Source organism: Flavobacterium sp. GSP6, from assembly GCF_003984855.1.
In the GTDB taxonomy this organism is placed as follows: Bacteria; Bacteroidota; Bacteroidia; order Flavobacteriales; family Flavobacteriaceae; genus Flavobacterium.
The window spans coordinates 78,741-91,515 of sequence record NZ_RYDO01000004.1 but is presented as its reverse complement, the minus strand read 5'-3'; the positions used below and the strand labels follow the sequence as shown (position 1 = coordinate 91,515).

At 35.2% G+C, this 12,775-nt stretch carries 14 protein-coding genes; 5 read left to right on the top strand and 9 right to left on the bottom strand.

Annotated elements, in window-relative coordinates; all coding sequences use genetic code 11:
• Positions 1–144: 144 nt before the first annotated feature.
• On the bottom strand, positions 145–1,059 hold the full coding sequence (locus EKM03_RS06300; protein ID WP_126453692.1) for an AEC family transporter: 915 nt from the start codon (positions 1,057–1,059) through the stop codon (positions 145–147).
• Between the two features lie 166 nt (positions 1,060–1,225).
• Between EKM03_RS06300 and meaB the strand changes: the two genes are divergently transcribed.
• Positions 1,226–2,314, top strand: a complete 1,089-nt coding sequence (gene meaB, locus EKM03_RS06295) for a methylmalonyl Co-A mutase-associated GTPase MeaB (RefSeq protein ID WP_126740080.1) — start codon at positions 1,226–1,228, stop codon at positions 2,312–2,314.
• Between the two features lie 2 nt (positions 2,315–2,316).
• Here the strand turns inward: meaB and EKM03_RS06290 are convergent, their stop codons facing one another.
• Both EKM03_RS06290 and EKM03_RS06285 read right to left on the bottom strand, forming a co-directional pair.
• Entirely contained in the window at positions 2,317–2,544 is a 228-nt protein-coding gene (locus EKM03_RS06290) for a hypothetical protein (RefSeq protein ID WP_126461163.1), read from the bottom strand.
• A 27-nt stretch (positions 2,545–2,571) separates the two neighbouring features.
• The gene (locus EKM03_RS06285) at positions 2,572–3,954 is read right to left on the bottom strand and encodes an MATE family efflux transporter (protein WP_126740040.1); all 1,383 of its coding nucleotides are present in this window, start codon (positions 3,952–3,954) and stop codon (positions 2,572–2,574) included.
• 223 nt (positions 3,955–4,177) lie between these two features.
• Here EKM03_RS06285 and EKM03_RS06280 point away from each other — a divergent pair, with 223 nt between their 5' ends.
• Positions 4,178–4,729 (top strand): hypothetical protein, encoded by a 552-nt coding sequence (locus EKM03_RS06280; protein ID WP_126461169.1) that lies wholly within the window; start codon positions 4,178–4,180, stop codon positions 4,727–4,729.
• Positions 4,730–4,769: 40 nt separating this feature from the next.
• Here EKM03_RS06280 and EKM03_RS15405 read toward each other — a convergent pair whose 3' ends face one another.
• Entirely contained in the window at positions 4,770–4,904 is a 135-nt protein-coding gene (locus EKM03_RS15405; RefSeq protein WP_255416325.1) for a hypothetical protein, read from the bottom strand.
• Positions 4,905–5,076: 172 nt separating this feature from the next.
• On the opposite strand from EKM03_RS15405, the gene EKM03_RS06270 reads away from it, so the two are divergent.
• The gene (locus EKM03_RS06270; protein WP_126740038.1) at positions 5,077–5,913 is read left to right on the top strand and encodes a hypothetical protein; all 837 of its coding nucleotides are present in this window, start codon (positions 5,077–5,079) and stop codon (positions 5,911–5,913) included.
• A gap of 148 nt (positions 5,914–6,061) precedes the next feature.
• Positions 6,062–6,778 carry a 3-ketoacyl-ACP reductase gene (locus EKM03_RS06265; protein WP_126461175.1) on the top strand — a complete coding sequence of 239 codons (717 nt, stop codon included), beginning with the start codon at positions 6,062–6,064 and terminating at the stop codon, positions 6,776–6,778.
• Positions 6,779–6,935: 157 nt separating this feature from the next.
• On the opposite strand, the gene mtaB is transcribed toward EKM03_RS06265, so the two are convergent.
• Positions 6,936–8,264 (bottom strand): tRNA (N(6)-L-threonylcarbamoyladenosine(37)-C(2))-methylthiotransferase MtaB, encoded by a 1,329-nt coding sequence (gene mtaB, locus EKM03_RS06260; protein WP_126740037.1) that lies wholly within the window; start codon positions 8,262–8,264, stop codon positions 6,936–6,938.
• 130 nt (positions 8,265–8,394) lie between these two features.
• On the opposite strand from mtaB, the gene EKM03_RS06255 reads away from it, so the two are divergent.
• The gene (locus EKM03_RS06255; protein WP_126740036.1) at positions 8,395–8,580 is read left to right on the top strand and encodes a hypothetical protein; all 186 of its coding nucleotides are present in this window, start codon (positions 8,395–8,397) and stop codon (positions 8,578–8,580) included.
• Between the two features lie 368 nt (positions 8,581–8,948).
• Here the strand turns inward: EKM03_RS06255 and EKM03_RS06250 are convergent, their stop codons facing one another.
• The 4 genes from EKM03_RS06250 to EKM03_RS06235 form a co-directional block, all read right to left on the bottom strand.
• Positions 8,949–9,746, bottom strand: a complete 798-nt coding sequence (locus EKM03_RS06250) for a Cof-type HAD-IIB family hydrolase (protein ID WP_126740035.1) — start codon at positions 9,744–9,746, stop codon at positions 8,949–8,951.
• Positions 9,747–10,348: 602 nt separating this feature from the next.
• Positions 10,349–10,567 carry a DUF2007 domain-containing protein gene (locus tag EKM03_RS06245; RefSeq protein ID WP_113633582.1) on the bottom strand — a complete coding sequence of 73 codons (219 nt, stop codon included), beginning with the start codon at positions 10,565–10,567 and terminating at the stop codon, positions 10,349–10,351.
• A 671-nt stretch (positions 10,568–11,238) separates the two neighbouring features.
• Entirely contained in the window at positions 11,239–11,838 is a 600-nt protein-coding gene (locus tag EKM03_RS06240) for a transposase (RefSeq protein WP_126740034.1), read from the bottom strand.
• Between the two features lie 217 nt (positions 11,839–12,055).
• Positions 12,056–12,730, bottom strand: a complete 675-nt coding sequence (locus EKM03_RS06235; protein ID WP_126453715.1) for a DEAD/DEAH box helicase — start codon at positions 12,728–12,730, stop codon at positions 12,056–12,058.
• Positions 12,731–12,775: the final 45 nt, after the last annotated feature.

Here is a 12,775-nt window from a genome sequence, read left to right as displayed (position 1 = left end):
TTTCTGGATTTCAAACTAAAATCAACTTTTTTTCTTTCAAAGCAGTGCGAAATCATAGTCCTATACCAACGTATCACCATCCTTTCCGATATTGGAATGAAGTAAGTGAGGCTAGTTTATCGTTTTTCTTTAGCAACCGAGAAATTACACCAATTGAACCAAAAAATACCAAAACAACAACGTGATAAAAGATAGTGGTATTCCAAAACCGATCATCATACTGCTCAATCGAGGTTTTAAACCGTGCGTAGAAGCTAAAATACAAGCTGTAATCATTGGGGCCATAGCCGACTCTAAAATAGCAACTTGAATAATTTTAGAATGCTGTTGCAAAATCAATACATACAACACATAAATAAGAGCCGGGGTCAAAATTAATTTATACAAAAGGCCCAGTCCTAAAAACTTCCAGTGCTGGCTTTTCCGTTCAAAACGCAATTGCAAACCAACCGATAGCAAAGCCAAAGGAGTTACTGCACTTCCCATTTTTTGAAATAGAACTTGGATGTACTCATGGAAATCCACATTACAAACATTCATCAAACAGGCTACTAAAAAAGTTATAAAAGGTGGAAAAAACAGAATCTTCTTGGCAATTTGAACACCATTTGGACTTCCGGTAGAGTATACTGTTGCCACCAGAATCCCTAAGGTCGAAAGCACTACAAAAGAACCGGGCTGATCTACTAAAATAGCCGTTTTCAAACCTTCTTCACCGTATAATGCTTCAATTATTGGAAAACCTAAAAAAGATGTGTTCCCTAAACCAGCCGTGATAATTAAACACCCAGTGAGTTTCTTAGACCAGCCAAATTTGTTTCCTAAAAAACTAAAAAACAAATAGGAAACTACAAATCCAATCCAGGCTACCCCAATAGGGAATAACAATTCAGGACTCCAGTCTATTTTTGGAATATAATACAAGGCCAGAGCCGGAAGGCAAATATAAATAACAAGCTTATTTAACAGCTTGTAAACACTAATAACAGGGAATGCTTTTATATTTTGCAGCACAATACCGAGGAATAAAAAAACAAAAATCAAGATAAAATTATTCATAATGGTGCAAAGATATTGACAAATCCTTTATAAACTCAATTCAAAAAATAAAATTATTGATTTAGCTGTGCATCAAAAGCCTGATCACGATCAATTTGATATTTTATGCAAATCACCATTCATTCACCATCCTTTTTTATTAATTTTACTTTTAAAAAAAGCTGCTTTGCCAAATAAAAAACTACTTCATTCTGCCCTTAACGAAAAACCTGGGATTTCTTCTCCTGAAGCTATCAGTGCTGCAGCGGTGGAACATATCCAGCAATTTAGAAAAATACAGCCTTCATCTAACGAACTCTTTAGCGGTATATTAGCGGGAAATATCACAGCTTTGAGTCGTGCCATTACGTTAGTAGAAAGTACAAACACCAACCATTTAGCGAAAGCCAATGAAGTCATAAATGCTTGTTTGCCTCACGCCAATAAATCCGTCAGAATAGGAATAACAGGGGTTCCCGGAGTAGGAAAAAGCACTTTTATTGAAGCCTTTGGTTTGCACTTGACCAGTTTAGGAAAGAAAGTAGCTGTTTTGGCAGTAGATCCGAGCAGTACCATTTCGCACGGAAGTATTTTAGGTGATAAAACCCGAATGGAGGAATTGGTTAAAGACAAAAATGCATACATCAGACCATCTGCTTCTGGGGAAACCCTAGGTGGAGTAGCCCGAAAAACCAGGGAAACCATCACGCTTTGTGAAGCCTGCGGTTTTGACACTATATTGATCGAAACGGTGGGTGTTGGTCAAAGTGAAACCGCAGTACACAGCATGGTAGATTTCTTTTTGTTGTTAAAAATTACCGGGGCTGGTGATGATTTACAAGGAATAAAACGCGGTATTATGGAAATGGCTGATGCCATCGTAATTAATAAAGCCGATGGAGACAATATCCGAAAAGCTCAATTAGCCAAACTGGAATTCAAGAGAGCTCTGCATCTTTTTCCGGCTAAAAAATCAGGCTGGATCCCTACCACTTCTACCTGTAGCTCCATAAGTCACGAAGGAATAGCGGAAGTTTGGGAAACCATTCATAAATTTCTGGAACTTACTAAAGTCAATAATTATTTCTTTGAAAAACGGAAAGAACAAAACCAATATTGGATGTTAGAAACCATCAACGAACAATTAAAAACTAATTTTTACAATAATCCGGAAATTCAAGCATCAATGAATGCAACTAAAAAAGCGGTGCAAAATGATGAAATTTCACCCTTTGCAGCCGCTCAAAAATTATTAGAAACCTATTTTAAAAAATAGATTTACTCCTCGTAAAGTTTGATTTCTCTATCGTAAAACTCATTGGCAAGAATAATTAATCCTTCCATTTCTGCATTTAGTTCGCCTTCATCCAGATCTTCGGCTTCTTCGATAAATTCGACTTCATCGTCTTTCAGATTGATAATAAATCGGGGATAATCCAAATGAATGATAAAAATATCTTCAGGAAAATCGGTGTTGTCGCCCAGTAAAAATTTTGGTAATTCCATGAATTTAATAGTTAAGTATTTATTGTTTTATTTATTCTCGCTTTGCATTACCAACTTTCTTGTCAATCTTGCAAAGCGAATATACAAAAATAAAGCGGCTGCCGTCAATCCTGCCAAAAGCCCGATCCAAATTCCAACTGCTTTTAGATTGGTATAGTTTCCCAGATAGTAGGAAATTGGAAAACCAATAACCCAATAGGACACAAAGGTAATATACATGGGGATTTTCACATCTTGCAAGCCACGTAAAGCACCAAGAACAACAACTTGAATTCCATCTGAAATTTGAAAAACAGCGGCTACTAACAGTAATTTTGATGTGATAGTGATAATTTCAGAATTATCAATTATTTGAGCCGAATCAGACATATTCAAAAATAAATGTGGCAAGTATTGATGAAACGCCACAAAAATAATGGCAAAAAATGTTTCTAAAATTATAGCCAGTAAAAAGATAGAACGGGCTACAACAATCAATTCTTTGTAATCATTCATTCCCTTGGTATGACTCACGCGGATCATGGCGGCAACACTCAATCCCATAGCGACCATAAATGTTGATGATGACAGGATGAGGGCTATTTGATTGGCGGCCTGACTGTTTTTTCCAATCGAACCTGAAAGCCAAATAGCAGCGGTAAACAATGCTACTTCAAACAGCATTTGCATGGCTGAAGGCAACCCAAGATTGATGATTTTTTTCAACACTGATTTTCGTATTTCCTTGAAACTGAAATTTTTGAAATATCGTTTTAATGCTGCATTTCTTTTTATTAAATAATGCATAAAAACGACCATCATAATTCTTGAAATGACAGTTCCTAAAGCCGCCCCAAGAATACCTAATTTAGGAAAAATCCAAATGCCATAAATAAGAACATAGTTAAAAAAAATATGCACCACATTAGCCATAAGTATGGCATACATAGAATATTTAGTTTTTGCTAAACCATCCGCAAATTGTTTGTATCCCTGGTATATTATTACCGGAATCAAAGAAAAAGCAACCCAGTCAATGTACGGAGCAGCCATGTCAGCCACTTCTTTGGGTTGGTGCATCAAGTACATAATTTGTTTGGACAAAACGGTCAGAATAAATAAAGCGACTCCAAGAACTGTACATAAAAGCAATCCATGGTGAAAAATAGAACGGATTTTATCCTCCTCTTTTTCCGCATCAGCTTCTGCAACTAAAGGAGTAATTGCTGTTGAAAATCCTATTCCTATCGATAACGCAATAAAGATGAAACTGTTTCCCAGTGATACCGCCGCCAGCTCCGTAGACCCTAATTTTCCTACCATGAAATTGTCAACAATCCCTATTAAGGTATGTCCCAACATTCCTAAAATTATGGGATACGCTAATCTTATATTATAAGAAAACTCTTTGAAGTATTGGGATAAATTCACTTTTTGCTTTTTTGATGGCAAATATAATTAGAAGCTTTCAATTGCATCACTACTATTTGATATATATCACTACTTTTTTAGTGAAACAGGCTGCAAGTTATAAATTCTATAACAAAACGAAATAATTGTATAACTTTTTCAGCATTGGTACTGTTACTTTTGATATGTTGTTTTGGGGGCAGTTTAACCTACAAAACAGAATATAAATTTAAAAAATACAATTATGAAAATCACAGAAAAAATGAAAATCGCATTTGCATGTACCATCGTAATGATGTTTGCAAATAATGTACAAGCTCAAGAAACAACCAAAGTAGAGCACTATGATCAAGGATTCCGTTTAGGAGTTGGTGTAAATGGTGGATATTCCGTAAATGATCCATACAAATTAACTTTAGGAGCCGATGCCAGATTACAATATGATTTATCAAAACGATATTCTGTAACCGTAACAACTGGTTTCAACAACTTATTTGTAAGTAAAGCTGATGGATCTGATCTAGGGTTTATTCCGGCAAAAGCAGGTTTTAAAGCTTTTATATGGGACGATCAATTTTATGTAATGGGAGAAGCCGGTGCTGCTTTTGCAGTGACTAACGGTTATAATGAAACCTCATTAATCGTAGCGCCAAGTATTGGTTACGCTACAAAATACATTGATATCTCTTTGCGATATGAGCACTATTCTGATTTTCCTAGAGTGAATAACAATGGAACTCTAGGAGAAGGTGTAGGACAAGTTGGCGTTCGTGTGGCTTATGGTTTCAAACTATAACGTTATTTTGCATTCGGTTAAAAACCGCAAACTTCCCGAATCAGGCTACACTTAACGATGTATCCATGCCTTGCAAACAAATCAAAACCAGAACCTGTTGTGCGCATGCATCACATCCTGCAACTCGCTCCATTTTGCCAATCACTTTAAAATCATCGGGATTTATAGATTTCATAACAAATAATTTATCTTTGCAACTCAAATGTAACAAACTATAAGGATTAATCCTGATGAATTTTAGGAGCATATTCCAGCTATTCGTTGCAATCTTTTATTATTTTAAAGAAAAATAATAAAAGGATTTCCACTATTATCTGGGCTAGGCACTTGTTTTCAAAACATATACAATGGAAAAATTCACACTCGAATTACTGTTTCAAATTATCGGCATTGGTTCCGCATCAGGACTTGTTTACAAAGACAATTTGCTACTGATTATTGGCGACAACAGCGGCTTTCTTTACGAATATCACATCGATTCCAAGGATTTAAAACGCTATCCGCTACTGGAAAATCCTACAGAGAACACGCCAAAAAAAGACAAAGCTGATTTTGAAGCCATAACCCATTTTGAAGACAGCGTGTATGTTTTTGGCTCCGGTTCCACCGAAAAAAGGAACAAAATGATTCAAATCAACTCCAGCCATAAAAGAGTAACTGCCACAAATGATATCACTAATTTATATGCAGCGCTGCAAAGTTTCGGGGAAATAAAAGCCGAAGATTTCAACATTGAAGGTGCCGTCTACAATGGCAAAAGTTGGTTTTTAGTGAATCGTGGCAACGGAAGCGCCAATAAGAATGTCCTTTTTACCATCGAAGGAAAAAACCTCACTACTGATTTCGCTATTCTTTCAAACAACTACAAACTCCCAAAAATACAAGGAGTACGAAGTAGTTTTACCGATGCCGTTTTAGTCGACAACAGCATTTATTTTTTGGCCACAGCCGAAGATACCAAATCTACTTATGAGGATGGCGAAATTTTAGGAAGTCTTATTGGAAGCATCAACCTGACAACCATGAAAATCGATTTCACACAAAAAATTAGCAGCACCCATAAATTCGAGGGGTTGACTTTATACGCCAATTCAAAAGAAAAAATAGAATTTCTGCTCTGTGAAGACAAAGATACCGAGGTTTTAGAAACCGAAATTTACAAACTGACATTGGACAAAAAATAAAGTCCATTTGATTAAAAAATGTTCGTTGCTGTCAAAATAACAGAACGTTAAATTTAGATTAAATAGAAAATCAAAATAGATTTCAAATGTAAAACGGACTACTTTTACAGTAAACTTAGCCTTTTATTGGCCTAAAATAATTCTCCAAATGACAGATTTAAAAAATAAAAATGCCCTGATCACCGGCGCAGGAAAAGGAATTGGTAAAGCAATCGCTTTGGCCCTAGCCAAAGAAGGTGTTAATGTAATTTTGATTGCCAGAACACAGGATGAAATAGACAGCGTAGCGGCAAAAGTGCGTTCGTTGCGCGTAAAAGCACTTGCAATAACTGCTGATGTTGCTGATATCAACTCGGTAAACGCTGCCGTTGAGCAAGCATTGGCTGAATTTGGAACCATTGATATTCTAATCAACAATGCCGGAATAGCCGCTTTTGGAAAATTTTTAGAATTAGAACCTACGGATTGGGAACGCATCATTCAGGTAAACTTAATGGGAACCTATTATGTAACTCGCGCCGTTTTACCCAATATGATCGAAAGACAAACCGGGGACATCATCAACATTTCTTCCACAGCCGGATTAAGTGGCAATGCATTGACAAGCGCTTACAGTGCCTCAAAATTTGCCGTTTTAGGATTAACGGAATCGTTGATGCAGGAAGTGCGTAAACACAATATTCGTGTAACGGCCTTAACCCCAAGTACGGTTGCCACGGAAATGGCCAAAGATTTAAAACTGACCGACGGGAATCCGGAAAAAGTCATGCAAGCAGAAGATATGGCAGAGTTAATCATCGCACAACTCAAACTTAACCGACGCGTTTTCATTAAAAACAGCAGTATTTGGTCTACAAATCCTTAAAAGTATTCGGAAGTCATAAGTCTTAAAGTCGAATGACCAATATCTAGTAAAAAAAAAGCATTAAGGGATTAAGAAAATTAAGCGTTTAACTTAATGAACTTAATCCCTTAATGGTTTTTAATCTTTTGCTTATATGACTTATATGTTTAAAAACTAATTAAACCAAAGTTGTAACAAATTCCATTCGGACACTACCGTCTTCATCAATTTTTGTCAAATTGATTTTTTGTAATGTATTTACTAATTCCGGATTCCAGGGGGTTTTTACTTTCACATAGTTTTCCGTAAACCCGTGAATATAGCCTTCTTTATTTTCACTTTCGAACAAAACAGTTCTATTAGTTCCCAACTGACTTTCATAAAAAGCACGGCGTTTTTTGACGGATAAACTGCGCATCATTTTACTGCGTTTAGCCCGAACATTAGCAGGAACAATACCTGCCATGGTTGCTGCCTCAGTATTATCACGTTCAGAATAGGTAAAAACGTGCAAATACGAAATATCCATATCATTCACGAAATGATAGGTTTCCAGGAAATGCTCGTCTGTTTCTCCAGGGAAACCCACAATCACATCCACGCCAATGCAAGCATGCGGCATCACTTCCCGAATTTTATTTACCCTTTCAGTATAAATTTCACGTTGGTACCGACGCTTCATTAATTTCAAAATATCATTGCTTCCAGACTGCAACGGAATATGAAAATGCGGCACAAAAGTTCTGCTTTTTGATACAAATTCAATCGTTTCATTTTTCAATAAATTCGGTTCAATAGAGGATATTCGCAATCTTTCTATTCCTTCTACTTTGTCTAATTCCCGAACCAATTCCAGGAAAGTATGTTCGTGTTTTTTATTACCAAATTCCCCTTTTCCGTAATCACCAATATTTACGCCGGTAAGCACAATTTCCTTGATGTTTTGTTTCGAAATTTCGGCTGCATTTTTCAATACATTTTCCAGTTCATCACTTCTGGAAATTCCTCTTGCTAATGGAATTGTGCAATAAGTACATTTGTAATCACAACCGTCCTGTACTTTCAAAAACGCACGGGTTCTATCCCCAATCGAGTAACTTCCCACATAAAAATCAGCTTCGGAAATCTCGCAGGAGTGTACTTCACCAAAATCATTTTTCGACAAATCATTGATATAATCGGTCAATTTAAATTTTTCGGTAGCACCAAGGACTAAATCGACTCCATCAACACTCGCTAATTCTTCGGGTTTCAATTGCGCATAACAACCCACCGCCGCTACAAAGGCTTTATTGTTCAACTTCATCGCTTTTCGCACAACTTGCTTGAACTGCTTATCCGCGTTTTCCGTAACGGAACACGTATTAATCACATACATATCAGCCACTTCCTCAAAACCTACCCGATCAAAACCCTCGTCTTGCAGGGTACGGGCAATTGTTGACGTTTCTGAAAAATTCAGTTTACAACCTAGTGTATAAAAAGCAACTTTTTTTCTGTTTTCCATAAGATAACTCAATTAATGAAATCGTTGTCAAAAAATTAAGAGTGCAAATTTACGAACAATATTCTGGAAAATGAAATCAATAATTTTCTATATACTAGCATCGTGAAGTCGACTAATTTAGACTCAAAAGATGAAAGAAATAATTTTAGTTACATTCCTTTTTAATGCAATTCAAGCAAATGCTCAAAACATTGTTGAATGGCATGATAAGTACCAAATGCAGCTTTCCGATTTTCAATCTAGCGCTACTCAAATTGGGAATATAAAATCAATAGTATTCATAACGCTTCCAGTCCTGATTTTGCGTTTCAAATGAGCAATATTGAGTTCCTGTTTACCAAGGATTTTAATTCAAAAGTGCTACGGCATCCATTATTGCAATTAAAACTAATACAGCAAACCATTTAGTGAATTTTGCTCAGTATGAATTTAATTTATCTGTACTCTATGCATAAAATTGCTAAAATAAATTTACAACCCAAAAGGAATTTTTTCTGACACCACCTTTTACAAGTGCTTTTTAACGCCGTTCAGAAACAATACAAGAAGGAATATGCAATTGCTTCAAAAACTACTGAACTGAGACAAAAAGAGAAAAGCTTTTAGAAATTCGAACAGGTCTCCTACAAAGATTACAACAATACCTTGATTTTTATATTAGTTGTAAAACTCCTAAAAAAAATCTTAGTTCAATATAAACCGTCTTACCACCTCAGCCACTCCATGATTATTATTTGATGCCACGATAAAATCTCCTCTGTGTCTTAATTCAGGATCCACATTATCCACCCAAATACCCAATCCAGCATATTCAATCATGGTTAAATCATTCCCTGCATTTCCAACAGCAATAATTTCACTTTGCAGAATATTTAATTTTTTGGCTAAAAATTCAATACTGGCTCCTTTATCAATTCCATTTTGTGCTACTTCCAGAAAAAACGGCTTAGACATGCTGACACTTAGATGCGGCATATCGATTTTCAGGTCTTTTTCTACTTCTTTAAGATAACTTGGCTCTTGCAATAAAATACATTTTACAGCTGAAGACTGCACTTCCTCTTTAAAACTCACCACTTTATTATGGGCTAAACCGGTAATTTTCTTTTCAATTTCTATGTATTCAGAATCCGTTTCACTTACAATTTTACCGTCAATATAGGTAATAATATGTGTCTTACTTTTTATACTATAATCGTACAATTCATGGATTTGCTTTTGTGTCAACATTTGCTCAAAAATAATTTTATCTTCCTTTAAATCGGTAATTACTGCCCCGTTGTAGGATATCATGTAGGAATTATCCAATTGTAGCTCTTTGGCGTAGGCAATCATTGCAGGTGTAGGTCGCCCAGAAGCCAGAATAACATAAACCCCTAATTCCTGCGCCTTAGCCAACATCCCTTTATTCTCGTCTGAAATGGTATGATCATCGTTCAACAAAGTATCATCCATGTCCAAAACCAACATTTTATATTTCATTTTTATTTTTTAAACGTAGTAGTTTCAATTACTGCGGATTCACAAATTACTTTTTCAATTTGATTGAATTCTGACGATTGTCAAAAATTTGAAGAATACGAATTTTCATTTCAGAATGAATTTTATAAATAATTTTATACGTTAGAATAATCATTCTTCTGTATGGTTCTCCCAAGAATTCATCAAGTTGATATTGTTCCACAAAATGAATATTTTTACTTTGAATTACAATATCTCTGATACCATTTCTCGCTCCTTGAAGAGATTTTAATTTAATCAATTCAACTATTAATTTTAAATCGGCTTTCGCTTCATTATACTAAAGTATGGTAATTGGCTTTTGCATATTACCATTTCTCCATTTCTTTCTCTAAATCCTCAATAGTTGTATGTTTTTCTGATAAAATTCATCTATCAGCTTCTTTATAAACTGTATAACAGCTATAGTATGAGCAACAAATTTCTGGTCTAAAACAGATTTAAACACTATTATTTTCTCAGTTTACGTTCATGATCGATGTGAAGTAATCAATCCATCAATTCTATTTTTTTTCGCAGTTATATCCGTCTTATAGCCGTATTTGAATAGCAAATATACTAATTTAAATACTCATTCTGAATTCTTCAATAACGGGGTTTACTTTTGCAAACTCGGTTTCCTGAACAAACAATTCAACCGCTAAATCTGAATTTCCAAATCCTCCCAATCGAGCCGATTGTATATTGTTTTTCACTACTACATTTACACCAATCGCTTCGATTTTTTCTTGTAACGCCATTGCTAAAATTTCACTTCCCGAAAACACTTTCATTAATCCCATTTTACTCTTTATTTAATTGTTTAGCTCCGCAAAGTTTCCAACTTTGAGGATGCGTTAAATGTCTCCTGACCTTATTATTTATAATTTAATAGTTTCCCTATTTTATTTTGATTAGCTCCGCAAAATTCCCAACTTTGAGGATGCGTTAAAGATCTCCTGACCTTATTATTTTTAATGTAATATCTGTTCTTAGCTCCGCAAAATTTCCAACTTTGAGGATGCGTAAAAGGTCTCCTGACCTTGTTATTTTCAATGTAATATCTGTTCTTAGCTCCGCAAACTTTCCAACTTTGAGGATGCGTTAAAGGTCTCCTGACCTTATTATTTTCAATGTAATATCTGTTCTTAGCTCCGCAAACTTTCCAACTTTGAGGATGCGTTAAAGGTCTCCTGACCTTATTATTTTCAATGTAATATCTGTTCTTAGCCCCGCAAAATTTCCAACTTTGAGGATGCGTTAAAGATCTCCTGACCTTAATATTTATAATCTAATATCCTGTTCTTAGCTCCGCAAAGTTTCCAACTTTAAGGATGCGTAAAAGGTCTCCTGACCTTATTATTTTTAATGTAATATCCAGCTCCGCAAAGTTTCCAACTTTGAGGATGCGTTAAAGGTCTCCTGACCTTGTTATTTATAATCTAATAGTTTTCCCTATTTTATTTTGACCTCGTTACCAAATAAAATTATTCGTTATTGAAGACGGTTTTAAAACATCTATTACTGGATTGTCAACTTTTGTAATTGCTATGATTCCTTCATCATTTACATAATTTGATGCACTTGAATAGCAATAATGTGACGCTTTAATAACTATTCCCGCTCGTATTGGGTTCATGTGGATATAATCTAATTTAGACCACATAAATTTTTCAGAAAAGATTTCTTCGGGATGGCTGCCATATTGCCAAAACTGATATTTTTCATTACGCGTATGACTTTTACAAGCAAATTCAAATCGTTTTAACATCCAGTCTGCGCGACTTTCCGGTCCGTTTTCTATTTTATTCAAAATAGTCTTTGCCGTAAACTTTTTGAAATCTCTAATCAAATCAGATAATTTACTTTCTTCGGATTGAATAATCAAATGAATATGATTGGACATAATTACAAATCCATACAAAATCATCCCTTTGTTTTTTATGCAAAAATCCAAGCTTTCAATAATGCAATCTTTGTAATTTTTTCTAGAAAACACATCTACCCAATCTACAACTGTTGCCGTAATAAAATGAGGTTTTGATTGGTCTCGGATAATGTAGCCTTCTTTCATATCGTTATTATTTCAGTCTGAGACTTGACTACACCTCCTCAAAGTTAAAAACTTTGCGGAGCAAGTAATCTAGCCTTCTTTCATATCATTATTACTTCAGTCTGAGACTGAACCACACCTCCTCAAAGTTAAAACTTTGCGGAGCATAGACTGAACCACAGCCCCTCAAAGTTAAAAACTTTGCGGAGCATAAGGAGTATAAATTATTTATTTTCTTCTAGCTATGGAAGTCATCTCCAACTTCAGGTTCTAAATCTTCCTCCTCTTCCTCTTCCTCTTCTCCATCAAAATCGAATTCAAAAGGCTCCACCAGCATTTTTTCAGCAAGAACCTCTATTCGCTCGGTGAATTGTTCCGACAAAATAATACGTTGGGTTTTGACAATGCTATTCGAAATACGCATGATTTTTGTCTCATGACGCAATTTCAAAATTGGATCTGCATCATCAAGAACAAGCATTTTTAATCGGTTTACATTATAACCAGCCGTAGTAAACATTTCACTTAGTTTATTTGGAGTCCCTATCAACACGTCAATTCCGCTGGAAATATAATTCTTATCGTATTCCATATCTCCTTTGTCATGAACACCATAGACTTCTAAATTAGAATACTTCCCATATTTTTCAAATAGGGATTCCATTTCCAATACTTTCGCTTTGTCTTCAACAATTATCAAAGCCCTTGGCGATTCTTCGGTTGCTCCTGTCAATCTCTGAATTACATTTAGCACGATTGTAGTTGATTTCCCGCTTCCTTTTGGTGCAATAATAATACAATCCGAACCACTTTTTAGTGTCGAAAATGTTTCTTTTTGAATTGCATTGGCCTCAGTCAAACCGTTTTCAATCAGGGCTTGTTGTAACGCTTGGTTTATTTTTTTTAGTTTCATTTATTTTAGATTGAAAGATTAAAAATTAAAAAATTAAAAGATTAA